Source organism: Streptomyces sp. AM8-1-1 (genome assembly GCF_032229325.1).
Taxonomy (GTDB): domain Bacteria; phylum Actinomycetota; class Actinomycetes; order Streptomycetales; family Streptomycetaceae; genus Streptomyces; species Streptomyces achmelvichensis.
Window position 1 is genome coordinate 8,348,389 of sequence record NZ_CP135086.1, and the last position, 24,024, is coordinate 8,372,412.

Annotated in this window: 23 protein-coding genes and 4 pseudogenes; 23 read left to right on the forward strand and 4 right to left on the reverse strand. The window is 68.2% G+C overall.

What is annotated here, in order from left to right:
• Positions 1-56: 56 nt before the first annotated feature.
• From RPQ07_RS37195 to RPQ07_RS37215, 4 genes and pseudogenes are all read left to right on the forward strand, one after another.
• Entirely contained in the window at positions 57-302 is a 246-nt protein-coding gene (locus tag RPQ07_RS37195; protein WP_313948679.1) for a hypothetical protein, read from the forward strand.
• A 186-nt stretch (positions 303-488) separates the two neighbouring features.
• Positions 489-623 (forward strand): annotated as a pseudogene (locus RPQ07_RS37200) (MerR family transcriptional regulator); the annotation flags it as partial.
• Positions 624-865: 242 nt separating this feature from the next.
• On the forward strand, positions 866-1,069 hold the full coding sequence (locus tag RPQ07_RS37205; RefSeq protein ID WP_313948680.1) for a cold-shock protein: 204 nt from the start codon (positions 866-868) through the stop codon (positions 1,067-1,069).
• A 1,312-nt stretch (positions 1,070-2,381) separates the two neighbouring features.
• Positions 2,382-2,720 (forward strand): MerR family transcriptional regulator, encoded by a 339-nt coding sequence (locus RPQ07_RS37215; protein WP_313948681.1) that lies wholly within the window; start codon positions 2,382-2,384, stop codon positions 2,718-2,720.
• A 201-nt stretch (positions 2,721-2,921) separates the two neighbouring features.
• Here RPQ07_RS37215 and RPQ07_RS37220 read toward each other — a convergent pair whose 3' ends face one another.
• Entirely contained in the window at positions 2,922-3,212 is a 291-nt protein-coding gene (locus tag RPQ07_RS37220) for a CPCC family cysteine-rich protein (protein WP_313948683.1), read from the reverse strand.
• Between the two features lie 430 nt (positions 3,213-3,642).
• On the opposite strand from RPQ07_RS37220, the gene RPQ07_RS37225 reads away from it, so the two are divergent.
• From RPQ07_RS37225 to RPQ07_RS37235, 3 genes and pseudogenes are all read left to right on the forward strand, one after another.
• Positions 3,643-3,939 carry a DUF3303 family protein gene (locus RPQ07_RS37225; protein WP_313948684.1) on the forward strand — a complete coding sequence of 99 codons (297 nt, stop codon included), beginning with the start codon at positions 3,643-3,645 and terminating at the stop codon, positions 3,937-3,939.
• A 674-nt stretch (positions 3,940-4,613) separates the two neighbouring features.
• A pseudogene (locus RPQ07_RS37230) lies at positions 4,614-4,793 on the forward strand (LexA family protein); the annotation flags it as partial.
• An 82-nt stretch (positions 4,794-4,875) separates the two neighbouring features.
• On the forward strand, positions 4,876-5,517 hold the full coding sequence (locus RPQ07_RS37235) for a carbonic anhydrase (RefSeq protein ID WP_313948685.1): 642 nt from the start codon (positions 4,876-4,878) through the stop codon (positions 5,515-5,517).
• A gap of 7 nt (positions 5,518-5,524) precedes the next feature.
• On the opposite strand, the gene RPQ07_RS37240 is transcribed toward RPQ07_RS37235, so the two are convergent.
• Complete coding sequence (locus RPQ07_RS37240; RefSeq protein ID WP_313948686.1) at positions 5,525-6,499, reverse strand: L-threonylcarbamoyladenylate synthase; 975 nt, start codon at positions 6,497-6,499, stop codon at positions 5,525-5,527.
• Positions 6,500-8,629: 2,130 nt separating this feature from the next.
• On the opposite strand from RPQ07_RS37240, the pseudogene RPQ07_RS37245 reads away from it, so the two are divergent.
• The 4 genes and pseudogenes from RPQ07_RS37245 to RPQ07_RS37260 form a co-directional block, all read left to right on the forward strand.
• Positions 8,630-8,719: pseudogene (locus RPQ07_RS37245) on the forward strand (GNAT family N-acetyltransferase); the annotation flags it as partial.
• A 314-nt stretch (positions 8,720-9,033) separates the two neighbouring features.
• On the forward strand, positions 9,034-9,300 hold the full coding sequence (locus RPQ07_RS37250) for a hypothetical protein (protein ID WP_313948687.1): 267 nt from the start codon (positions 9,034-9,036) through the stop codon (positions 9,298-9,300).
• A gap of 112 nt (positions 9,301-9,412) precedes the next feature.
• On the forward strand, positions 9,413-9,805 hold the full coding sequence (locus RPQ07_RS37255; RefSeq protein ID WP_313948688.1) for a hypothetical protein: 393 nt from the start codon (positions 9,413-9,415) through the stop codon (positions 9,803-9,805).
• A 1,144-nt stretch (positions 9,806-10,949) separates the two neighbouring features.
• On the forward strand, positions 10,950-12,251 hold the full coding sequence (locus tag RPQ07_RS37260) for a NucA/NucB deoxyribonuclease domain-containing protein (protein WP_313948689.1): 1,302 nt from the start codon (positions 10,950-10,952) through the stop codon (positions 12,249-12,251).
• A gap of 59 nt (positions 12,252-12,310) precedes the next feature.
• Here RPQ07_RS37260 and RPQ07_RS37265 read toward each other — a convergent pair whose 3' ends face one another.
• Together RPQ07_RS37265 and RPQ07_RS37270 are read right to left on the reverse strand one after the other, a co-directional pair.
• Positions 12,311-12,739 (reverse strand): hypothetical protein, encoded by a 429-nt coding sequence (locus tag RPQ07_RS37265; protein ID WP_313948690.1) that lies wholly within the window; start codon positions 12,737-12,739, stop codon positions 12,311-12,313.
• 272 nt (positions 12,740-13,011) lie between these two features.
• Positions 13,012-13,590, reverse strand: coding sequence for a TetR/AcrR family transcriptional regulator (locus RPQ07_RS37270; RefSeq protein ID WP_313948691.1), 579 nt, complete (start codon positions 13,588-13,590; stop codon positions 13,012-13,014).
• A gap of 90 nt (positions 13,591-13,680) precedes the next feature.
• Here RPQ07_RS37270 and RPQ07_RS37275 point away from each other — a divergent pair, with 90 nt between their 5' ends.
• The 12 genes and pseudogenes from RPQ07_RS37275 (at position 13,681) to RPQ07_RS37330 (ending at position 24,023) form a co-directional block, all read left to right on the forward strand.
• The gene (locus RPQ07_RS37275) at positions 13,681-14,127 is read left to right on the forward strand and encodes a DUF1772 domain-containing protein (RefSeq protein ID WP_313948692.1); all 447 of its coding nucleotides are present in this window, start codon (positions 13,681-13,683) and stop codon (positions 14,125-14,127) included.
• Between the two features lie 316 nt (positions 14,128-14,443).
• Entirely contained in the window at positions 14,444-14,869 is a 426-nt protein-coding gene (locus RPQ07_RS37280) for a DUF4267 domain-containing protein (protein WP_313948693.1), read from the forward strand.
• A gap of 66 nt (positions 14,870-14,935) precedes the next feature.
• Positions 14,936-15,259, forward strand: a pseudogene (locus tag RPQ07_RS37285) (transposase); the annotation flags it as partial.
• A gap of 56 nt (positions 15,260-15,315) precedes the next feature.
• Positions 15,316-15,600 carry a hypothetical protein gene (locus RPQ07_RS37290; protein WP_313948694.1) on the forward strand — a complete coding sequence of 95 codons (285 nt, stop codon included), beginning with the start codon at positions 15,316-15,318 and terminating at the stop codon, positions 15,598-15,600.
• Complete coding sequence (locus RPQ07_RS37295) at positions 15,597-15,995, forward strand: hypothetical protein (protein ID WP_313948696.1); 399 nt, start codon at positions 15,597-15,599, stop codon at positions 15,993-15,995. Before RPQ07_RS37290 ends, RPQ07_RS37295 begins: the two co-directional genes overlap by 4 nt.
• 229 nt (positions 15,996-16,224) lie before the next feature.
• On the forward strand, positions 16,225-16,491 hold the full coding sequence (locus tag RPQ07_RS37300; protein WP_313948697.1) for a hypothetical protein: 267 nt from the start codon (positions 16,225-16,227) through the stop codon (positions 16,489-16,491).
• Positions 16,488-16,874 (forward strand): hypothetical protein, encoded by a 387-nt coding sequence (locus RPQ07_RS37305; protein ID WP_313948698.1) that lies wholly within the window; start codon positions 16,488-16,490, stop codon positions 16,872-16,874. Before RPQ07_RS37300 ends, RPQ07_RS37305 begins: the two co-directional genes overlap by 4 nt.
• Positions 16,875-19,312: 2,438 nt before the next feature.
• Positions 19,313-19,756, forward strand: a complete 444-nt coding sequence (locus RPQ07_RS37310; protein WP_313948699.1) for a hypothetical protein — start codon at positions 19,313-19,315, stop codon at positions 19,754-19,756.
• 398 nt (positions 19,757-20,154) lie between these two features.
• Positions 20,155-20,598, forward strand: a complete 444-nt coding sequence (locus tag RPQ07_RS37315) for a hypothetical protein (protein ID WP_313948700.1) — start codon at positions 20,155-20,157, stop codon at positions 20,596-20,598.
• Positions 20,595-21,434, forward strand: coding sequence for a nucleotidyltransferase domain-containing protein (locus RPQ07_RS37320; protein WP_313948701.1), 840 nt, complete (start codon positions 20,595-20,597; stop codon positions 21,432-21,434). Before RPQ07_RS37315 ends, RPQ07_RS37320 begins: the two co-directional genes overlap by 4 nt.
• 177 nt (positions 21,435-21,611) lie before the next feature.
• Positions 21,612-23,240, forward strand: coding sequence for a transposase (locus RPQ07_RS37325; RefSeq protein WP_413777868.1), 1,629 nt, complete (start codon positions 21,612-21,614; stop codon positions 23,238-23,240).
• Positions 23,241-23,297: 57 nt separating this feature from the next.
• A complete protein-coding gene (locus tag RPQ07_RS37330; RefSeq protein WP_313948703.1) occupies positions 23,298-24,023 on the forward strand; it encodes an ATP-binding protein in 726 nt (241 codons plus the stop codon).
• The last annotated feature ends 1 nt before the right edge of the window (position 24,024 follow it).

Genomic DNA, 24,024 nt, shown 5'->3' on the forward strand with positions numbered 1-24,024 from the left:
CCTCCAGATGTGCGGATGCACGTCGGTAAGGCACCGTGCGGTGGCTGCAGCAGGGCATGTCGGTTCGCTCCGCGGTGCGGGTCCTCGAGGAAGAGGGGCTGGTCCACACGATGCAGTGGAAAGGGTCGTTCGTCGCCGACCCCCTCCCCGCCACCACCCCCGACCAAGGCCAGGCCGACACGACTGCCCCCGCGAGGGTCATGCCGAGCGCCGAGTTCCTCGAGCTGTCCCGCCGGATCGAGGAGCTCGCAGCCGGGCAGACCAGGCTGCTGGAGATGCTGAGCGGGGCCGGAACACGATGAACGGGAGATGCACCCCGCACGCCGGCCGTGTCGGGGTGTCGTTCCCGGGTTCTGCTTGGCGGCCTCGATAGGCTTTCCCTGCGGCTGCTGGCGGCCGCGCCCCGGAGACATCGGCCCATCCGTCTCCACGCTCGGGTGAACTCTGCCAGCGTCATCACCTCCTCCTTGTTCAGCGGATCGCAGATCCTCCGCGACCAGGGCACTCCCATCGAGGCCGCCTGCGGCATCATCATCCTCGAAGACCAGCTCGAAGAGGCCCAACGCATCAACGCCGAACACCGCCGCACCACCGAAACGGCAAACCCGACGGCCGCCGCCTGAACTACCGTGCCTGCCCGGTACCGAGGGTTCCGTGCACGCTGTGCTGGGTGAGACGTACGGGTCGGTGGTGACGGGGTGTGTGGGCGTGTAGCGTCTGGGTCAGCTGTCGTGGTTCGGAAGTTTCCTTTGTGCCCACGCTCTTTAGCGTGGGCGTTTTGCTGTGCTGTGCCGCAAAAATCAGGGCGATCACCTTCGCCTTCCGCATGGAGTGGGAGGCGTTCATCGACTGGAAGGCATGAGACATGGCTACGGGAACTGTGAAGTGGTTCAACGCGGAGAAGGGCTTCGGTTTCATCGCCCAGGACGGCGGCGGTCCGGACGTCTTCGCGCACTACTCCGCGATCAACTCCTCAGGCTTCCGTGAGCTCCAGGAAGGCCAGGCCGTGACGTTCGATATCACTCAGGGCCAGAAAGGCCCCCAGGCCGAGAACATCAACCTCGCCTGACCTTTTCACCCCCGCCCGCGGGCACCGCGCTCGGCGAGCACGGCTGCCCTATGCCAGTCGTACCGCCCGCCCCGGACGAGGGGTGACTGGGCTTGTCCGGCGCGTCGGCGGGATCTGAGAGGCACGGTTCGGGGCCGCGCGACGGCTGCGTGGCCCTGAACCAGCCGTGCGTCCTCGCGTGCATGCGGCGGGCGTTCATCAACCGGGCCAGGGGCTGTTCGGCGCCCAGCGCCGGGGCAGCGTGCCGAACCCGGAGGAGTCCTCGGCCGGGGGTTGCCCCCATGGGCCCGGTCGGCCCAGACGATCGTGATCTCCGGGTGTATCGGACGCAGGCGGAAGAGGACGTCCTTCGCCGCCTGGGAGTCGCGCAGGTCGACGGGACGACCACGACCCTCAGGGGTAGACCGCGGGTGTCGACCACGAGCTGGGGGCTGTGGCCGTCGAGCCTTTTGCCTGGGTCGTAACCGCGGGGTGACGTCCACGGCGGTCGATGCCGCTGGGACTGACTGCATGCCCATGGGACGGTTCCCCGGACGGTTGGCGCCGCCCGTGCTCGATTACCTCGCTGTCGGACACGCGAAAATCTGTGTCGGCTGGAGTAGACATTGGGTGGTGGTGTGGTTATGGTTTCTCTCGTAGCCGAGATCAGCAGGGCCCGGCAGACACGAACTGGCGGGCAGCGGTATGTAGTTGCAGGACGGTGCGGTGGTGGAGTTCCGAAGCCGGAGTGGTTGCAGGATGGCGACGGGACTGACGGCCGGACCGGGTGGCCCGCAGTGATCAGGGGCCGCCATCAGCAGTAGCGCAGTGGCAGTACCTGTAAGTGCAGTTCGCAGTACCCAGCAGTGAAGTCAGTGAGCAGTACCTCGGTGAAGGCGTCGGCTGCGGGCGCGCGCACCGGGAGGTTCGGCAGTGGGGTTCTAAGCCAGAGCGGATGCAGGACGGGCGACGGGGCTGGCTGTGCCGAAGAGTGGCGCTAGGGCAGGCCACCGGTAGTTCGCATCACCAGTAGTACAGAGCAGTACGCAGTACCAGTAGTAGGTAAGTGATTCCAGAGGGAAGAAGAACGGAGGAGCCAGGCGCCATCAGGATCGCCCGGGCAGAGTGTGAGTCCGGGTACCGCAGGACATCGATAGTGAGGTGGTCTCCGGTCAAGCAACCGCGATCCCTGCATTGCCCGCCCTCTCCCGGGCAGGTATGCGGACACAGAAGGCCGGCGCAGTACCAGGGCCGGCAGATGGTGTAGCAGTTCCTTCGGGGCCCTGGTGCCAATGGCACCAGGGCCCCTCCACGCGTTTAACAGAGAGGTGCAATGACCGCAGACGACTCGCTCAGCCGTCTCGATGACGACGACTACCCCGCCTACACCATGGGCCGGGCCGCCGAGATGATCGGCACCACCCAGTCGTTCCTCCGCGCCATCGGCGAAGCCCGCCTCATCACCCCGCTCCGCTCCCCGGGCGGCCACCGCCGATACTCCCGCTACCAGCTGCGCATCGCCGCCCGCGCCCGCGAAATCGTCGACCAGGGCACCCCCATCGAGGCCGCCTGCCGCATCGTCATCCTCGAAGACCAGCTCGAAGAAGCCCAACGCATCAACGCCGAACACCGCCGCACCGCCAAGACGGCGCATCCAACAGCCGCCGCCTGACACGCGAACTCGCGGTTTTCCCGGCAGCCTTGCCGTTGCCCGGCACGCTTCAGCGTCCCGGGCAACACCGACTTCAGGTCAAGCCCTCGTCCGGGGCACCCCGCTGTGCCGATGGTCTGACCGACCTGGCGCCCGGTCGCGGACGGCAGCAGCGATGTGTGGATCGCCACACCCCGACGTCGTTGTTGTCAATGGGCGAGGTCATCGATGCGGATACTCCGCTGGCAGAGGGTCGCGCACGAACCTGGTGCACCGCTCGTCACAAGCGCCCATGGTCTCGAAGTTCCGTCGAGCTTCGGTGAGGCTCAGCCCGCCATTTGGCCCGCCGCGAACCCGATCTGCGTCGTGGTCATCCTGCCCGTCGTCCTCCCAGAAGCACACGGAGCAGATCTCGAAGTTGCCGCGCTCGCCAAGCGTCACGAAGCCGCAGCAGGGGCAGCGGTACGGGCCGTCTTCGGTCTTCCCCTGGATGTTCTCGAAAGGAGTAGCCACAGCGGCATCCTCCCTTGTCGTAGCTGCCCATCGCCACTGACTTGATGTGAACTGGGGGCAGCGCGGTGGCTGAGACCTACTGGGCTTGCCGGGAGCTTGCTGGTTGGCTCCGCACTCTCGTTTCGGCGCTGCTGACCACTGCTTTGTAAGTTCGACCGGACCGGCGTCGCACCTGGTCATACCTCGGGCAACGGTGTCGCCGACGGCTGCTCGGTCCTGCTGCTGCCCCGCAGTCGTTGATGTCAGCCGTGGATGTCACGGTGCCCCCTGGATGCGAACTATGAGCACTGCCGGCATCCACGTCGGCACGGACGGTGGACGAGATGTTGCTGCTCCGATCACTCGAGGAGAGGCTAAGGAGGGCGTTGCCAGGTCTCAGCGAGCGCGGACGGGACCGCGCCGGTCGTGGTGGACGGAAGGAGCAAGTGCGATGAGGGTCATGCTCAGAGCGCATCTGGACACCCAGATCTCGAATGAGGCACTCAAGAACGGCACACTGCAGAAAACGATGCAGTCGATGACGGAACGGCTCAAGCCTGAGGCGGCCTACTTCGGCCCCAGTGAGGGCGGGCGGTCCTGCACCTTCGTCTTCGACATGCAGGACAGTTCACTGCTGCCCACCATCGTGGAGCCGCTGTTCGAGGGACTGGGCGCGAAGGTCGAGATCCAGCCGGTGATGAACGGCGAAGACCTGCAGAAGGGTCTTGCCGCGCTGCAGCAGGGCTGACCTCTTCGGCTGCCCACAACGCTCGTCTGCTGGCCCGACGGCATACCGCACTGCATTCGTGAGCACCGCAGAGACGCAGGGTGGGTCGGCCAGCTGTAGCGTCCGCGCCGCCAGCCGCGACGACCCGTCCCCGGCAGCCCGTGGTAGACGACCTCCAGGCGCAGCGAGCCGCCGAACAGCTCCCGCCACGGCGCAAACAGCAGCTCCGCCACATCCGGACGTCCCGTCGACAGCGCCCGCACCGGCTCCGAGGCGGGCCCCAGCAGCACGATCAGACCCCGACCCGCGAAGGCATGCAGCGCTGGCCAGTCCACCACCGGCACGCCTTCACTCGCTGGTGGTGTCGGCGTGCGCCGCCGACACCCAGCCGGCACCGGCCGCCCACCCCGCACGGTCCTGCGCCAGCAGCGTCATGCGCCGCGCACCGGCGTCCGGCGCCGTAGTAGAGGGGCGGGCGCTGGGGGAGGGGGCAGCGATTGGAGCGACCGCGATATCGCACCGGAGATCGGCCGCACACTCTGCTCGGCGCAGGCCTACGCGAGCCGCACACCGCCGACGACGGTGTCCCGGTCGGTGTCATGACTGCGCAGGGCGACGTCGACCTCACCACCACGCTGCCTAGGAGCGCGCCCCCGAGAACGGGATGTACGGGACGGCCGCCGTCAGGGCTCCGCGACCACGGGGACATCGCCGCCGCGCTCCTGGAGGTCGAGGCCACCGTCAAGCGGCTGCGCCCCGGGAACGGCCGGGTGTGGCTGATGCCCTACAACGCGGCGTATGCGGCGATTCCGGGCGACGACGCGGGCCGTCCTCGCAAGGTGGTGGCCGTTCTGCGCACTGAGTGGAAACCATGAGAGACCACGATCCTGATCCGCTACGTGAGCTCCGGTCGGACCAGGCCGTGCGACCGCTCCTTCAGGGTTTTAGGCTGCGGTCATGACCGAGATACAAACTCCGACACCCCGTAACGCCTTCGATCTGCTGATGGCCGGCAATGAACGCTTCGTCGCCAGCACGCCTGAGCACCCCAACCAGGACGCCACCCGCCGCGCCGAGATCGCACCGGCCCAGCAGCCCTTCGCCGCGCTGTTCGGGTGCTCCGACTCCCGGCTGGCCGCCGAAATCGTTTTCGACCGCGGCCTGGGCGACCTGTTCGTGGTGCGCACTGCAGGCCACGTCATGGGACCGGAGGTGCTGGGCAGCATCGAGTACGGCGTGGACATCCTGGGTTGCCCGCTGGTCGTGGTCCTCGGCCACGACTCGTGCGGCGCGGTCGGTGCAGCGTGCGATGCTCTGGAGAACGGCGTGACACCGGCGGGATACATCCGGGACGTTGTCGAACGTGTGACCCCCAGCGTGCTGGCCGCACGGGCCGCCGGACAGGTTGAGCCCGAGGAGATCCTCGCCGAGCACATCAGGCACACCGTCGACCTGCTGCTGGACCGCTCCCGCGTGCTGGCCGAGAAGGTCGCCGCCGGCCAGGCCGCTGTGGTGGGCCTGAGCTACCGTCTGGCCGACGGCAGTGCGCAGCTCGTCGCCTCGCGCGGTCTCGAGGTGGCGGTCCCTGCGGCGTCCTGACCGCTGGTCACGCGGTGGGCCGGGGCCCTGCGGCGCGGCGCAGCCGGTTGACGATCGCCAGTCCCAGTCCCTCCTCCGCCGGCAAGGACGCGACGATGAGGTCGCACCCCTGCTGGTCGAGTTCGCGCAGGTACCCGTACAGCCCGTGCGCGTAGGCGGTCAGGGAAACGGGGAGGGGAACCACGGCGTGGGCCTTCACCGGAGCGTCGGCGAAGGCCGGCGGAAGAAGGATGCCCACCCGGTGCCCGAGCTCCTGCGCGAGCTGCGCTTCCGCGACGACCTTCTCGGGCTCGACGAGGACGACGCGTGCCCGCGGCGCGTAATGATACGGGTGCTGGCCCGGGACCCGGACGGGGCTCGTTGAGGGGAGCGCGAGCGGGCGCCCCAGCACCGCTTCGAGGTCCTCGCGCGTCACCCCGCCGGGCCGAAGGATGCTCGGCATTTCGCCGGTGGCGTCGACGATGGTCGACTCGACGCCGACCTCGCAGGGTCCGCCGTCCAGCACGAAGTCGACGCCATCACCGAGCTCCGCACGGACATGGTCCGCGGTGGTGGGGCTGACCTGGCCGAAGCGGTTGGCGGACGGGGCCGTGACACCGCCGCCGAAGGCTGACAGCAGCGCGAGTGCGACGGGGTGGTCGGGCACGCGCACCGCCACCGTCTCCAGTCCACCGGTGGCTTCGAGGGGCACGCGGGAACCGCGGCGGAGGACCAGCGTCAGCGGCCCTGGCCAGAAGCGTTCGGCCAGCAGGCGCGCGGTTGCGGGCACGTCCCCTACCCAGCCGTCCAGCTGCTCGCCGCCGCCGATGTGGACGATCAGCGGGTGGGAGGGCGGACGGCCCTTGACCTGAAAGATGCGCGCGACCGCGGCTGGGTCCTCGGCGTTTGCGCCGAGACCGTAGACGGTCTCCGTCGGGAGGGCCACCAGACCGCCGGCGCGCAGCACACCGGCCGCCTTCTCGATATCACTGGTTGTTGCCATCACCCTCGCAATTCTAGGAGCGCACAGGACCGGCGACGGTCGTGATCATGTAGCGCAACCCTCCAGCCGCGGCTGGGCTGTGGTCGGATCTTCTTACGGGCCAGCTCCGGGGGTGGGGCAAGGGAAAAGGCCGGGCCGACCGGCCGCCGTTCTCGTAAACGCAGCGGCGCCAGGTGCTTGTGCACGGCCCATGCGCAAAATGTCTTGCTGGTTGTGCAGGTGTGCATGGTCGGTGGGGGTCGGTTGTGCAGGTTTGCCATGGTGCTGGGAGCTGCTGGTGGGTCATAGTCCCGCGGACACAGTGCAGTTGACGATGGATGTCCTCGAGTCCGGGGCTGGCGTGCCCCTTGGCAGTCCTATCTGCCGTTCACATGCCGGTTGGGGTTGGGGGCGGGGAGGTGTTGGTGGTTGTGCGGGGTGTGGTGTGGTGAGTTCGGGTGTGGGGGTGCGGCGTGGTTTGGTGGGGGCGGTTCCGTTTACGCAGGTGTCGAATGCGTTGTTCCGGGATGGGCGGATCAGTTTCAAGGCCAAAGGTCTGTTCGGGTTGATCGCCTCACACAGGTCGGGGTGGCGGGTTTCGGTTGCTGCGTTGACGGGTTGTGGGCGTGAGGGCCGGGACGCTGTGCGGGCGGGCTTGGGGGAGTTGGAGTACTTCGGCTATCTGCGTCGTGAGCGGGTGCGGCGGCCGGACGGCACGCTGGGGCCAGTGGTGTATGTGACCACGGACCAGCCGGCCGGCGACGGGGGAGAATCTCCCGGCGAAGTCGGAGGTGCAGCGTTACCCCCACCATCGTCGCCTGCTCCGCCCTACGCGGGCTCTGCCTCCCTGCCCGCCGACCACAAACCCAACCCTGCACCCACAGACGCGCCTCAGGCTTCATCTGTTGTCTCGCTTCGGTCTTCGGCTGTGACCGCGTCGTCCGTGTCTTCACGCCCTGGGGCGCTGTCGTCCGGGTTGCCGTCTGGGACGGCCGCGCTGCTCGTGTCGGCTGGGGAACCGGGGGAGTTGGCGGATCGGCCTGTGCTGGATGCGCCTGTGCAGGGTTTCCCTGTGTCGGGTTTTCCGACGTTGGCTGATCCAGCGTTGGCTGGCACGGGGGGTAAGAACATCAGTAACCAGAAGACGAAAACAAGGAAGAGAAGAGGGACCCCCCTTCCCCCCGGCCCCGCCTGTCCAGAAGAGGCGACCGGTTGCGGCCAGCCCGCACCGGCAACGGAGCCGGACGGCGCCGCACCGTCACCGTCGCCCGCCGCACTGTCGCCCGGGGTGGAGTTGCTGGAGCGGATCGGTGCCGCCAACCCACCCCTGCGCCTGACCGGGGCGGATCTTCATGCCGTGGCGGCAGCGGTGGATCGTCTGCTGAAGCGGGGATGCAGCGTGCAGCGGGTGGAACATGCCATCGCCGCCCGGCCGTTGCCCCGGCCAGTGCGCACCAGCGTGAGGGCCGTGATCGCGGCCCGGGTTCGTGCCCTGAGGACACCGTCCGGCCCCGACGCCGTCTACCCCGGCGGGTCATGCCTGGACGCTGCCTGCGACACCCCGGATGAATCATCCGTCCCCCCGCGCCGGGCCAACGGCTCCGCGTCGCCGCCAGCCGACGATACGGGGTCTCCTACCGTCTCTCGCGTGTTGGTGGAGTGCGGTGGATGTGGTCGGCCGGGCACGGTGACCGACACCAGACTGTGCCCACTGTGCCTGGACTGGCCGGCCTGCCGCTCGTGTACCGGACCAACGCCGCGGCGAGCCGACCCGAGCGGCCATGGCCAGTGCAGCGCATGCACCCAGCACACCCCCCACCACACCCCCGAACCCGGCTTCGTTCCGTGAACGGCACAGCGCGATAGGGCCGCTGCTATCTCAGCGCCCCTATCGCGTGCTTCTCCAGGTTGCGGTGCAGGCGGCTGCGCTGTAGCCGGCCCAACGCCGAGAAGAACGCCCCTGCTGCCGGAGGCTGGAGGGTCCTGGTGGAGTCGGGCGAGGACGGGCAGCACAGGCGGGCGGGGTGTCGGGGAACGGACCGGCCTGCGGCGCCAGGGGCCGGCGCGTCGGCGGGGCCTCGGCGCGCTGGGGGGTGGGATGGGTGAACGTGGGCCGTCTGTACCGGGCCGGTAGAACGGGGCTCCGACGGCCTACAGACTGAGGTCGGAGGCCCCTCCGACAGACTGTGCCAAGCCGAAGGACTGACCTCCCTTGGCTTCAGCCACACCACACCGACGTAGCCGCTTCACCCCGTCTGCGTTCGCACGAAACCACCACCCCCGCTCTGACCGTTCGCCTCCCCAGGACCCGGGCCGGGCCACCGTCGCCACCCTGCTTGTCTTCCACGCCCGGCGTGCCAGCGACCGCCACCTGACCCTCGATGACGCCCTCGCGGCACAGACAGGGCCGCTGCGCCTGCCCGGACGCACCGTCCTGCTCGCCGAACCGGTCCGCGTACGCCTTGCCGCCTACCTCGCCCATCGCAGCCTGCTGGCCCGGCACCGCCAACCCCCACGTCTTCATCACTCAGCGCACCTCACTGTCCACCACACCCGTGTCCCGTGCTTGGCTGTACCGGCAGTACCCGGCGTCCGCCCACGTGCTGCGCAGCGACCGCATCGTTGACGAGGTACAGGCCGCCGGCGGCGATGCCCTGCTGATCTGCGAGCTGTTCGGCCTCGGCATCAGGGCCACCACCCGCTCCACCGCCGCCAGCGGGCAGCGACTCGCCCGCGAGGCCAGGCCAGATCCGAGCTGCGGGGACGGGCCGAAGTCGGTTTGCAGTCGGCCGAATCGAGCGGCGGCACGGTTGCGCGGCTAGAGCCCCTGAGCGGATCGCAGGACAGCAGGGCTGTCCCGTCATGATCTTCCTCTATCCCGCGCAGGCCCATGCCGAATCCTGCCGCTAAGCTCCTGCTCAGTACAGTCACCGCATGGCCGCCGAGGACGAGCACTCAAGTCAGCCCGACATTGCCGCGATGCTCACCGACCAGACGAGCGCCTGCAGTGCAGCACGGGACGCCATCGCTGCCGGCGGCAACGTAGTGGTCTGGGACGACGAGGTGCCCCAGTGGATGGTCTGCGGCATCGCTGCCACAAGGCTGAGACGGGTGTCGAAGACCGGCCAGCTGACCCTCGGCCTCGGCGAGACCGTTGAGATCCTCGCGCGGCGCCGTGGTGAGCAACTGCGTACTGGGATCATCGACGCAGCGGACCGGATCTGGTTCTTCAATCTGTACTTCGACGCTACGGGGACCGAGCTCTTGGCGTGCAGCGGTGTCAAGCGTCCTTCGCGGCCCGCCACGAAGGACTTGTTCGAGCGCTGATCAGAAACATGACCGGCATCCAGTTCCTCAACTGTCTGCCCGATCTACTGGGGCTTGGCCCGCACTGGCAGCTTGTCCGACCTGGAGTTGACCAGGGACGCCCTGGACCGGCTGAGCAGTCTGATGGTCGACGGAACCCTGGGAACGCCGTACGAAGAGGTTGCGCGACCTGGCGGCCCGGGCTGTCGGCGGGGGACGTGATCGCCACTGTGTGGTTCACCGATCGTCTGCAGTCCGCAGATAGGTCTGAGCAAACACATGGCCGCCGCAAGGATCGGGGCTGCCGCTTCTGTGTCTCCCAGCTCCTCGGACCGGTCCCAATACGCGGCCATCGTCTCCAGCCAGGCAGCGAGCTGCAGGGCAGCTTTCGGATCCAGCCCGGCCATGTGGACTGCCGCCCCGAGCGCCTGCCCGTCCGTCGCCCTTGCCGGGCTGCCCCCGTGGGCGAACGAGGCGACGTTGCTGCTGCTCACCGAGCCGTCCGCTGCGATGTCCTACGGCGCATAGGCGGCCAGGAACAACCCGCCCTCCTCGTCCTGGTCCACCATCCACCGCTCCTCGGAGCGGACGGCCGCAGCGCCGACCCCTGGTAGGGGACAGTGCTTCATCTGTGACGGTGTGAGCAACTGCGCCCCGTCATTCGCCGGGCTCGGGATCGGCAGGTGCTCCCCCCCACGGAAATCCGCTGCACCAGTTCGTCAAGCTGACCTGCGGTGATCATCCTTCGACGCGCTGAACACCGTCCAATCCATCTGCTCCCTGCACGCGCGGGGGATGGTCCCCCCCGGTACAGAACACACCCAGGCATCACCAACGAGTCGGCGCGTGACAGATCCTGCTCCCCGCGAGGGCGGGGATGGTCAAGAGCCGGAGGCTGTTGGTCCGGTGGCAGTCTCGGACAAGGTTCCGAGGTGATCAAGACAGCAACGCATAACCCCCTTGTATTCGCATGCCAGTTCGGAAGGGTGAGGGGTGACCAATGTCAGGCGTGATGCCTGGCATGACGCATGTTCAGGGGGTTTGCTTGATGAACAGAGTGTGGGGGCGGCTCTGTATACGGCTGCTGACGACCGCGACAGCCTTGGCTGTGGTGTCCACGGCGGCTCCTGCGATGGCAGGCTCGGGGAGCCCAGTGACGCCGAGGGTGGAGTCGTTCGTCCTGCCCGTGGGCGCGGTAAAGCCGTCGCTGAAAGACCTGCAGAGTGGGTCCGGGATGCAGCGCTTGCGGGATCTGGTGGCGCAGACGGAGCCCGGGGCGCGTCTGCCGCGGGAAACCGTCGGGCCGGCGGCCTCGTATGCGCCGCTGTCGCATAGAACGTCCGGCATGGCGCCGGAGCAGAGCGCTCCTGCGGTGCGGGCGCTGTTGGGGCCTTCGGCAACCGCGCCGGAACCAGCCCGCACGATGACCTACGGGGAATGCGTGAAGGGCCTGGGCAGCGAAAAGTCCTTCTTCGTCAAGTCACGGTTCGCGGTGTGCAATGGCGCGTCGTTCCTACAGACCTGGACGCGGAACAACCGGCCGGTCGGCGAGAGCATGTTCAACGTCCGCGTCATCGGCACGATCGCCAAGAACAGCCGCGACATCAACTTCCAGTATGACTTCACCGACTTCACGACCACCGGCACGACCGGTGCGGCAACCATGCCGATCACGACGAAGGGCAACATTCCACAGAGCTGGCCCGCCGGCGCAAAGTACGTCCGGGGCGGGAAGATGCCGGGCACGAAGACGTTCACTCAGCTGAAGGCTCAGCGAACTTTCAACGAGACGGTGACCGCCAAGCCCGGACAGGGCAGCAAGAAGGACCTGGACCTGCTCTTCGCTGTCTACGAGCCGGTCATCAGCTACACGCCCCCGCCGGGATGGACGCTGCGAGGGGCACTGGGCGGCAAACTGTTCATGCTCGCACCCCGCTGGGATTCGGCCTCGTACCTGGCCAACTCCACCGGCGGCACCAAGCCGGAGAAGAAGGGCGCGGCTACCTTCAGCTACCTCACCACGCTCACCCTGAGCGCGAAGCCGGGCGCGGAGGAACAGGCCGAGGCGGCGCACATCCGCCAGACGTTCCTCGTGCCCCAGGACACCAAGCCGTACATGTCGGCGAAGAAGGTTCCGGGCCAGACCGCGAAGGAGCCGCTCCACCGCACGGTGGACAGTAAGCGCATCGACAAGAACCGCGCTGCCGCCGTCAAGCAGTGCAAGCGGTACTGGGGACCCAACTACACCAGTGGCGACAAGGAGTGCGACGAGTATCCGTTTGCCAGTACTTACGAAGGAGCAGCGGAATCCGAGTACGACCCGGAAGTCACGAAGTTCAACTTCTCCGCCAAGCCCATCCCGAAGGCCGACAACCAGGCCGGCGGCCAGATTCTGAAGAGCTACTACGGCAAGAACCGCATCATCGACGGACTCGACGACGGCTTCATGGTCACCATCGTTTCCTGAACTCGAGGTGCGCGCGCCGGCGGGGGGTGAACACAGCCCTCGCCGGCGCGCTCTGCGCCCTACGTGTTCGCCGGCCAGAACTGGATGAGGTAGCGCTCCACCCCGACGCCGGTCCCGTCGCCCTCCGACAGGGCAGCGGCCTCGGCCCGGCCGGCGCAGCTGACCCGGACCCGCCAGGAACCGCCGGACTCTGCCAGTGTGATGACGTCGTCCATCCGGCCCGTGTGCATGGACCACACCGCCAACTGGCCGCTACTGAATGTGAGATCGGCTTCAGCCTGCTCGTCCCAACCGGCAGGATCCATCGCGGGCGGAACCGCGTCCCAGACCTCGACGGTCACCGTGGCCGTGTGGGTGTGGCCGCCGCTGGTGATGTCCAGACGCCCGGGGTGGGCGCTGAGGAAGACGCTGAAATCGAATTCGTCCGGGAAAGCGACCGGCAGGTCCGCATCGTCGGATTCCTGCAACCCGAACGCGTGGTACCCCACGTACGCTTCCACAAGTTGCTGCCGAACAACCTGCGCCACGAACTGCCCCTTCGTTGGTGAGCTACCAGTCTTCCGTAATCGTAAGGCGCTACTAGGGCGTGTATCGGGTCGTGATCAATGAGCGTCGCAGTCTCCGGGGTGGGTGCCCGTCTGGGGTGCGGGCCCGGTGGTCTGCGGCTGCGCGGTGTGGGTGCGAGTGGCCGGAGGCGTTGCCGCAGGCTGGCAGCGGTGGGGCCCGGGGGCCCCGGCTGGGTGCTTGCGGGGATGGTGTGTCAGGTCATGGCGAGCCGTTCCAGCAGCAGCTCCAGCCTCGGTTCAGCGTCCTCGGGCAGCAGGCGGCCTGCTCGGGTCAGGGTCGCCAGGCCGTGCAGAGCCGCCCAGAACACCTCGGTGAACAGCGCCGGGTGGACGCTGTCGCCGGCGACTTCGGTGAGGCATTCGAGCAGGGCGGCGAAGGCGTCTTTGAGGGGCTCGGGGGTGTCGTCCTGTGCGTACGCCAGGCCGCCGTCGAGCTGGAACAAGGCGTCGTAGACCGCGGGGTTGTGCTCGGCGAAGTCGAGGTAGGCGCGGGCGAGGGCGGCGACCTGCTCGCGCGTGCCGTCCGTGGCGGAGGTCGCGGCCCGCAGCGCCGCGGCCATCTCGGTGGCGCCCTCCAGGGCGACGGCGCCGATGATCTCGCGCTTGCCGCGGAAGTGGCTGTAGAGGACGGGCTGGCTGTACTCGATGCGCTCGGCGAGCCGGCGGGTGGTGACTGCGTCCCAGCCCTGCTGCTCGGCGAGTTCGCGGGCTGTCGCCACGATGAGGCGCTCGCGCTCCGCCCGTTCGCGCTCCTTGCGTTCCTTTACCGACATGAATCGATCCTAGCATCGCTAGACAATCGAGCGTTAGCAGTACTAGCGTTGCCTCATCATCTAGCAACGCTAGTTCACGGAGGGATCGTCATGCTCAACACACTCGAGGTCGTCACCACCGTCGTCGTCGGCCTGATGGTGGGGGTGGAGTTCTCCGTCGCCTTCATCATGAACCGGATCCTGGACGCGCTTCCCGAGGACAGCCGCCAGCTCGGCCACGCCCACGGCGGCCGGATGCTCGGCGCCCTGATGCCGTTCTGGTACATAGGCTCGCTCATCCTCAGCGCGATCTGGGCCGTCGCCGGATGGCACCGCCCCGGCACCGGCCTCGTAGTCATCGCCGCCGGACTGCTGATCCTCGGCGTGGTCATGTCGATCCTGCTGCTCGTCCCGATCAACAACCGAAACAAGACCTGGACCCCCGAGAACCGGCCCGCCGACTGGAAGGAGCAGCTGCACCGCTGGAACCGCTACCACTACATCCGCGTCGCCGTCATCGTCGCCGCGTTCACCCTGCTGGTTGCCGCCCTCGCCTGATACCACCGCTTCCCCGACATGCGCTGGTTCGCCTCGGTATCGACGGCTTTTTCCCCGTCGGGTGAGCCGGAGGGCTTCGGATTTCTGACCTCGAGGGCCGAGGCCGCGCCGGTGGCCAATCCCCACTCCTCGGGGGCTGCTGACCACCGAAGTCCCGACATTCGGGAATGCAGCTGCCGCTCGGATCCCATAACTGCGATCCCGGCAAGCTGCGGCCCTCGATCGGCCGCGTCCACGCGGCCTGATCAGGCCCCACACGACTCGGCAAGCTCCACGAAGCTCACCAAGCTGACGAAGACTCGCATGGAGAAGAGCAATGTCGCTGAAGAAGATCAACACTATCCTGGCCGCCGCCTTCATCCTCTTCATCCTCTGGTTCGGGACGGAGTACATCCTGAGCCCGGAGACGACGGCGCCGGGCTACGGCCTGCCGAGCTGGCCGCCCGGTGACGGCGACGGCTTCCTGATCATCAAGGGAATCCGCGACGTCGTCCTGGCCCTGGTTCTGGGCGTCCTGCTGGTGACGGGTCACCGCCGGGCGCTGGGCTGGGTGCTGCTGGTGGAAGCACTCGCCGCGTACGGCGACATGACCAACGTGCTGGCCCACCACGGCTCCGTGGCCACCGCGCTCGGCGTCCACTGCCTGACCGCGACACTGATGGTGGTCAACGGCCTGCTGATCATGCGCGAGACCCGCAACGTCGCGGCCGCTCCGGAAACACCCGCCCCGCAGCCCGCCTAGCGCCATTCGGGTCGTGATGGACCCGTGGGTTTCGCCCCGTTCCAGGCCCTGGCCCGGTAGACCGTCGTGCGTGCACGCGCGCAACTGACGGACGAAGAGTGGGAGTTCATCGAGCCGCACCCGCCGATCGGCGAGTACGGCGCGTACCCCAAGACCTTGCGGCAGCAGTGCGAGGGCGTGATCTGGCGGTTCCGGACCGGCGGGCAGTGGCGGGAGAGACCGAGCGAGTTCGGTGCCTGGTCAACCGACTTCAACTGCTTCCGCCGGTGGCGTGACGCCGGAGTGTTCGAAGCCCTGCTGGAGGACCTGATCGCGGAGGCGGCGAAGCGGGGCGACGTGGACCCGTCCCTGGTCAGCATCGACTCCACCACCACACGCGCGGGGATGCGCCCAATGGCTGCGTGCCGCTGACAGCCTCATTTCTGTAGATGTTCTATAGTGTTGCTATGGCTTCGACGACGATTCAGGTTCCGCGGGAGACGCGTGATCATCTTGCTGAGTTGGCGAGGGAGCGGGGTGTGAGTATCGGGCAGCTGGTGGAGGCGTTGGCTGCGGAGCAGCCGACGGCGGCGCAGCGTGCGGAGCGGCTGGCGGCGGACCGGGAGGCGGTGCGTCGGTTGCTGGGGGTGGCGATCAGTGATGCCGAGTTCGATCAGGCCCCTGATGTGCTGGGCAATTTGTACAAGATCGCTGCGGACAAGGCGCGCACGGCCCGGGACTCGGCTGCGTGATCATCCTCGACACCAGCGCGGTATCTGCGCTCGCCCGTGGTCACAAGACGCTCAGCCTGCTGGCCGGCAACATGGCCCTGACGCCGGGGGAGCAGCTGCGGATCCCCGCGCTGTGCCTGGCTCAGGCTGAAGCCGATGACGAGGGCGCCGCACGCCGTGTACTGGCCTTCTCCTCGGTGACTGTCGACCCGCTGGACATGGTCGCCGCGATCAGCGTCGGCAGCATGATCCGGGACGGCTACGGCGGCCCCGACACCTGCCACGCCCTCTACTGTGCCTTGCCCCGGCCGGAGTTCACTGGCATGTCCATCCTGCTGACCGGTCACGAGGACGCCTATCCACCCGGTGTGGTCACCGTCGACATCGACTCACCCGGCATGCTCGGATCCCACTGACACGAGGGCGGTCTACCAGTGCCGCATGCCTACACGCCCCGCCTCCTGCTCCCTGCACGCGCGGGGATGGTGCCTCGCCATGGTCCGCTCCGTACAGATCGAGTGAATGCTCTCCTTGCGGGGATGATCTTCGGCTCCGGGGCTGCCTACTGGCGGCATCTGCTTCCCGTCCGCGCGGGCTGCATGGGACTCCTTCTCCCGCACGTATACTGTGACGTATACTTTCTGTATGGCTGATGCGATGATTCGGGTTCCTGCTGAGGTGCGTGACCGCCTGGCTGTGCTGGCGGAGTCACGTGGGACTTCTATCCGTTCTCTGGTGCAGGAGTTCGCGGAATCGAGTCTCACGGATGAGGAGCGGCGTGAGCGTGCGGACGTGACGCGGGCCTATCTGGCAGAGCATTTCGGTACCGAGGTGACGGACGAGGAGAGCGCGGCGATGGGCCGCCGCCTGCGGGACACGTTCGCCCGGCCGGCGCGCGACGATGCCGCGTGATCCAGCACCACCTCATCCTCGACACGCCCACTCTGCTCGCCCTGTCTGGGAACCGGCAGGTCTCTGCTCTCATCCATCGCGCCAACTTCGAACCCGAGGTGCGCTTGTGGGTGCCGGTGCTCGCTGTGCTCCAGGCGGACCTCGATCATCCTGGCATCGTCGAGCATGTGGGACAGCTCGACGTCCTGCACATGCTTGATCTCGACTACCCGGCCGCTCTGACAGTTGCCCAGATGCACCGGAACGGTAAGCCGGTAGGGGTGGCGGTGGCAGCGCATGCAGCCCGCACGCTTCCTCAGTGGGATATGGACGCCCTCGTCGCCACCGTCGATCCCGGCGCTTACACCGACCTCGACGTCCGCGTCTTCGACCTCAACCGCTGAGTCGCACCCTACTCAGCGGGAATGCTCCCGCACCTGGTAGAGCCTCGCTCCCCGCCCGCGCGGGGATGGTCCCTTGGCGTCCATCGCGGTGGCCTTGGACATCTGCTGCTCCCCGCATGCGCGGGGATGGTCCCACCACGACCAAGCTGTACGAGCCGTACGCCGCCTGGTCCCGGCACGTGCGTGGATGGTCCCTCGCGCGGCGGTGCGATGGCTGGTCGGGCGTACTGCTCCCCGCCCGCGCTGGGATGGTCCCCGGTCTTCGTCACGCGTGGACAGGTACATGAGCCTGCTCCCCGCATCCGGGGATGGTCCCTACGCGGCCTGCCCCCACGGCTACCTGCTCGACTGCCTCCCGCACGCGCGGGGATGGTCCCCGGATGACGACGCTGCTCGCCGGCGGGATGGACTGCTCCTCGCATGCGCGGGGATGGTCCCCAGTCGCCTTGGACTTCACCGTGCCGTGGTCTGGGGCTTGTGTGCGTCGGGCTGGGGCGGGGATGTTCTCGGCAAGGCGAAGCCCTGAACGGGACGTGACGGCCGTTCAGGGCTCTGTCCGCCACTCCCGCAAGGGGAGCGTTGTGAGGGGCAACACCGGTTCCAGTGTGCGCTCGGTCGGCTGCCGCGGCAATGATCTACTGGGCGCGTGTCGCAGCTGCACAAGTACCGGGACGAGTTGGGGTGCAAGTAGGCGCACGAGTACCCGCACAAGTAGCCGCACCCCCGGCTTTGGTGGGTTGCGGTTGCCGTTGCGCTTGGGGTTGCGCATGCCGTTGCTCTTGGGGTTGCGCTTGGGGTTGCGCTGAGCTGCGGCAATGCAGGCGTCGTGTAGTTGCATTTGGCGAGGTCACCAGGCATTCACCGGCATGGTCGGTGACCTTTCCGGGCGCTGACTTCCCCTCTACAGCCCTTTTCCGACAATCATGGTGGGGGGCGGAGGGCGTGCGGTGCCGGGGAACGGGGTCGGCCTGCGGCGCTGGGGTGGGGCGCGTCGGCGAGGCCTCCGCGCGCCAGAGGGCCGGGCGGAGCCGGTCCGGGCGATGCGTCCCGGCCGGGTGTCTGTGAGCGCTCGGCTCCCGGCCTGGCCGGGACATCAACGGTCACACCAACGGTCTCAGCATCGGTCACATCAACGGTCGCACCATCGGTCATACCGGCTGGCGGGGACGTTTGCGTGCGTGGCTGCATGGTGCGAGGTCAACGGGCGTTCACCGATGGTCCGGTGATCTCGAACAGGCTGACTTCCCCTCTACAGCCCTTCTCCGACACGAAAAGACAGGAGGGCGGAGGGCGTGCGGTGCCAGGGAACGGGGTCGGCCTGCGGCGCCGGAGTGGGGCGCGTCGGCGAGGCCTCCGCGCAGCAGCGCAGCAGGGCGGGACCGTCGAGCAGCTGGCCGCGGTCTCCCGCCTCACGCATGACCTGGGTCTCTCCCGCGTCGAGTTGGAGGTGATCGACCCCGAGCGTGACAGTGCGGTGCCGCGCTGGTGCGCGTGCGGGCCCCGGCTGGATGCGCGCCCGGATCTCAACGCGGCCATGGCGGAACGTGCAGCCACGCGTGGCGTGGACGTACGGCTGTCGGGAGATGGTTCGGACGAGTTGCTCGGCGTGCCGCGCTACGCCACAACGGCCATTGCTCACCGGCACGGGGTGCGGGCTGCACGGCGCTACGCGGCTGATGTGGCCCGCAGCGGGCCGGGCCTGTTCGGTGAGGGGGTGGCGCGCTTGCCCGGTGCGTACCCGGCCGTGTGCGGGCGCCGCAGGGTACTGGGCGGCGAACTGGCCCGAGTGGATCGTCCCCACCGCGCCCGCACTGCTGGCCGACCCGTACCGGTCGGCCGCGACCGTATGGTGGCGCGCGTGGGTGGCTGAGCGGATCGCCGAACACGCGCGGAACGGCCACTCGTGGGCTCAGGCAGACGCGTTCGACGCCTTCTATCCCCACGAGACGATCCCGGCAGCCGGGGCGGTGCCCGAAGCGTCGCCGTTCCTCACGGACGCCTTCGTCGCGGCTGCGTTCGCCGTGCCGCTCGCAGATCGCTACCGCGCCGATCTGCCGACCGGCTACTGGCGCTGCAAGTCGCTCGTCCTGTCCCTTCTCACGCCGGACCAGCTCCGCTATCTGCCGCGTCACAAGCAGTACTTGGGCGCGGCACTGGGGAAGCAGGGCCCGCAGCCTGGACGCCAGCGCGCTCCTGCTGTGGGTGGAGGCGGGGCTGATCGACCGGGCAGCGCTCCAGCGGGAAAGCGACCTGGCCGTTCTGCTGGCCCTGGGAGCCGTCGAACGGTGGCTGCTGGGAGTCGTGGAGCGGGGAGCCGCCCTGTCGCCCGTCAGTGCCTGTGGGGCGGCATCTGTGCCGCTTCACGGGTCCCGTTCCTGGACAGGGAGGAGTCCTGCGGTCATGGTCGTGATGGTGAGTTCTGCCCTCGGCCTGTTGCTGTGCCCTACACCCCGGCCGACGAGTCGGCGGTCCTGGCGCTGGTCGAGGCCGACCGGCTGCCTGGTCAGCCGTCCGTCACGCCGGCGATGCTCAGCGACGCCCTGGAGGGCCGGTCTGTGGTGGATGCGGGCTGGTGGGCGGAGCTGGAGCCACCGGCGGTACACGTGGCCGTGGACAGCCATGGAACGGTGACCGGTGTCGTCTCGTACGCCGTCCGTCCCAAGGACGGCACCGGACTGCTGCTGTGGATGCCCTGCCGCGAGGACGCCCAGACCGCCGACGCGCTGATCGGCCACGCCCGTGACACTCTCGCGCCCCGGCCTGTCCATGCTTTTCACTTCGCCTCGGCCCTCTCGCTGGGGCTGGAGGCCCTGCCGGTGCGTCACCGACCCGCGACCGCGCGGAGCTTGGAGCGTGCAGGGTCCACCGGTGAGCGGCTGTGACGATACATGCGGGCCGATCTGCCCGCCGAAGGCCTGCCCCGACGATTACGTCCAGGTCGGCCCGACCCCAGCGGGAAGCACGCGCGCCGCCTGGAAACCCGCCACGACGGAACCCTCGTGGCCGAAGCCGTTGTCGGCATTCCGCAGGAGGGCATCGGTGTTGTGGATCAGCGTGGAACCGTCCGCACGCGGACGGGGGCTTGATGGGCGCCGTGTGTTGTGCATTGGGTGTGCGTCATGGGTTTTCACTGGTGCTGGGCTGGGCTGATGCCGGGGCTGTGGTGTCGTTTTGTCGGTGAAGGCTGGTGTCGTTCGGTGGGTGGGAGGCTTGTCGCTCCTGTGGGTGGGTGTGGCGAAACGCCGGGTGGGGCCGTGTCGTGTCTGGCTACGCTCGGTGTATGCCGTCGTTTGCGGGGGATCCGCGTTTTGAGCGTCTTGTTGCTGTCCTGGTGCCGTTGTTGCGTCGGTCGTGTCCGCCGGGTGGTGGCGTTTTCGGTGGGTCGTATGAACTCCGGCTCGGTGTTGATGAGGCGGAGGAGCTGGGCGGGGTCGCTCTGATTCGCTCGGCGATGCGTCAGGCGGGCCGTGCCCTGGGGTGGGCCAAGCTGCAGACGTTTGGTGGGTCTTTCCCGCAGGTTGCTGTGGCGGGTGTGGTGGACCGGCGGGAGGTTCCGGCAGAGTTCGCCGCTGCGGTTGAGGAGTATGAGCTGCAGCGGGGGAGGGCTGCGGCGGAGGTGGTCGGACAGACGCTTGAGGGCGGAAAGCCGCGCGCGGTCCCGGGTTCTGTTCTCGTGATGGCACAGGAGTTCCGTGTCGCGTATGCCGAGGGCGTGGCCGGGTGAAGCGCGAGCGGGCGACGCGGCTGCTGGCGGACATGATCACGCGGCTTGAGGACGGTGGTTGGCCTCTGGGCCTGGTGGACGAGGTGTACGTCTTCGGGTCGTACGCGCGCGGGGCGCTAGAGCCAAACGATGTCGACGTCGTCATTGAGCACGGTACGGACAAGCGTTGGCTGGGCGAGTCGCTGGATGCATCGATCAACGGGCGTGACTCGTACGTGGGGATGAGGCAGGCCCTGCGGGGCCGGACCCGGGGGATTTCCTTCCAGTTCCGTGGTCGCAGCCTGCTGGACGAGGGCTTCGAGCTGTTCTTGCTCTGGCGGAAGGGTGAGCCGTTCTCCCTGGCTCGCGAGCGCCTTGCCTCCCTCACGGCGGACCCGGAAGCCGGGCCCGCGCCCAGGGACCACATGCTCACAGAGTTCGAGGGGCTGCAGAGCATGGTGCCGCGCCCTGCGCGGATCGAGCTGTTCGGCCGGCGCGTGAAGGGCAAGATCAGCATCACGCCGCTGAGGCTGTTGGACGGAGACCTCGAGGACCCTGACGTCGCCCGGCATGTACGGCGGCGCTGGGTGGAGACGAGCCCGTTGCGCCGGGCGGCGACGTGCGCCCTGGTCGCGTTGGAGCAACGGGGCGTTGACCTCGGAGAAGTCACGTTGCACGGTCAGCCTTTGGCCGGTCGTGGCCAGCGGACTGAACGCTGTTTCGTCGATCTGGGGTGGAACGGCTTCGGGTGCATGGGGCGTCTCCTGGACGGTGGAGTGACCTGGCTGGAAGTGTTGCGCCCCCATCGCAGCAAGCCCATGGACGCACTGCTCATCGAGCCGCTTCCTCGCACGTAACCGGGCATCCGCACAGCCGCGTTCCGGCGCGGCTCGGGAACCGGGGGCCCTGCTTCATCCGTTCGTGTGTGCCTGATCGGCGTGTCGGGATGGATGAAGCCGAGGCGGACAGCCACCACCTGCACGAGGTGCAGCCGGGGGTGAGGAGTGTCCGATCAGGTTTCTGGCGGCGAGGACATGCCGCAGCGGTGGCCGGCCTGCAAGCGTGAGGGTGCGGTGGCTCGGCTCGTCGCCCTGGATGGCCGGGGCGAGTTGACGACGGCGCATGCGCGTCTGGTGGCCGGGGCTCTTGGCGTGTCATTGCGGACGGTGTGGAACTGGGTGGCGGTCGCTCGGCGTGAGGGCAGGTTGTCGGCATGTACGCCGGATCGAGCCAGGGTGTCGCCCCAGGTGCGGGCGCGTCTTGCGGTGTGGGGTGGGAATGTGGCCGCGGTCCATCGCGAGCTGCTCGCGGAAGCGGCCGCGGCTGGTGATTCTGGCTCGGTGCCTTCTCTGCGTACCTTGCAGCGCGCTGTACGCCGGGACTTGTCGGCGGGGGAGCGGGCTGGTCTGAAGGGTGGTGAGGCTGCTCGGCGTCGGTTCGACGTCTACGGAAAACGGCCGCCCACACACCGGAATGCGTGTTGGGAGGGTGATCACAAGCGGATTCCGGTGCGGGTGGACGTCGAGGGGCAGCCGGTATGTCCGTGGGTGACATGGTTCATCGATGTCGCGACGAAGGCGATCGTGGGTGTCGCCGTCACCCCGCATGAACCGGCCAGGGACGCTGTGCTGGGGGCGCTGCGGACGGGGATCTGCCGCGCCGAGCCCTATGGCCCGTTCGGCGGGCTGCCGACAGTGGTTCGGGTGGACCGGGGCAAGGAGTTCCTGTGTAAGACGGTGCAGCGGGCTCTCGGCGCGCTCGCGGTCCCGGTGGATGATCTGCCGGCGTACAAGCCGTACCGGAAGGGCACGATCGAGTCGTTGAACGGCGCTGTGGAGGCGATGCTGCTGGTCTCGCTGCCTGGATATACGCATCGTGCTCGCTCCGCGGAGGCCTGTCGCCCGGATCCGGTGGAGGATCTGCTCTCGTACCCGGACTTCGTGAAAGTCCTGCTGGAGTGGGTGGCCTGGTGGAACACCGGGCACCGCCCTGAGGGTCTTGCGGACGGGATGACGCCGTTGGCGGCGTGGGAGGCGGATCCGGCTCCGGTCGAGGACGTTGCGGAGGAGCAGCTGGCGTTCTTCGCGCTGGAGGACGACGGCCGGGTCCGGAAGATCACGACGAACGGGATCGCGTGGCGGCGTCGTGCCTATATCGCGCCGTGGATGGCCGGGCACGTCGGGACGAAGGTCCGGCTGCGATATCTGCCGCACTACGACGGGCAGATCGAGGTGTTCTCCACCGAGGAGCGGGGCCGGTATCTGGGCAGCGCCTATCTCGCGCAGGCGGCGACGGTGGAGCAGCGCCGTGCGCTGAGTTCGGTCAGGGAGAAGAAGGCCCGCGCGCTGAAAGCGGATCTGAAGGCGGCGGAGAAGCTGCGCCGGACCCGCTACACAGCCACGACCACGCCGGGCGCTCCCCGTCCGCGGCGCACCGTCACTTCTGGTCAGGCCGAGGCGGAGATCGCCCGGGCCACAGGCGTCGATTTGGCAGCGCGGGCGCTGCCGGACTTGATTCCGCCCCGTGAGCCCCCGGACTCCTGGGCCCGTCCGATTGCCCGCCCCCGCCAGGCGGCCGGCTCGCAGACGGACGCCGGGCAGGCAGCTGCTGAGGCCGAGCCGCCTGGGGTGGCCGGTGTACGTGACGACAGCGGGGAGCGTTGAGTGATGGTGACTGCTGAGCGGCAGGGTCGGCTGCCCCGGGAACGGGAGGACCACTTCATGCGTCTGCCGGGTGCGCAGGTCGTTTCCACACGTGCCCTGCTGATGGTGAGGGAGAACATCCGAACCGCGATCGAGGCCAGAGCGATGATCTGCATCTACGGGCAGGCGGGCCGGGGCAAGTCGCTGGCGGTGAACACCTCGTTGCGTGAGCTCGCGCCGAAGCTGACGCGTCGGATCCAGTTCCGGTCCCGGCCCTCAACCCGAGACCTGCGCCACGAGCTGTTCCACGCCCTGGGCCTGCAGGGCCGGCCGCCGGGACAGCCAATCGAGTTCGACCGGATGCTGCGCGGCGCTCTGGAGGAGACACACGTTCTGGTCTGTGATGAGGCCCAGTGGCTGTCGAAGATGTGTTTCGAGTACCTGCGCTATTTGTGGGATGACATCGGCTCGGACCTGACGATCGTGTTCACGGGCGGTGACGGCTGTTTCGAGATGCTGCAGAGCGAGCCGATGCTCGAATCCCGGGTGTATGCGTGGCAGGAGATCGACCCCATGCCGCTGGACGAAGTCCACACCGTCATCCCGGCATTCCACCCCGTCTGGGCGGACGCTGACCCGGATCTGATCGCCTTGTGCGACCAGGAAGCGGCCCACGGCAACTTCCGGGCCTGGGCGAAGATCACCCATCACCTCACCGTCGGGATGAAGGAGTCCGGGCGGATCCTGGATGAGGATCTGTTGCGATGGTCCTACAGCAAGCTGAGCCATCGCGCGGTGGTCTGAC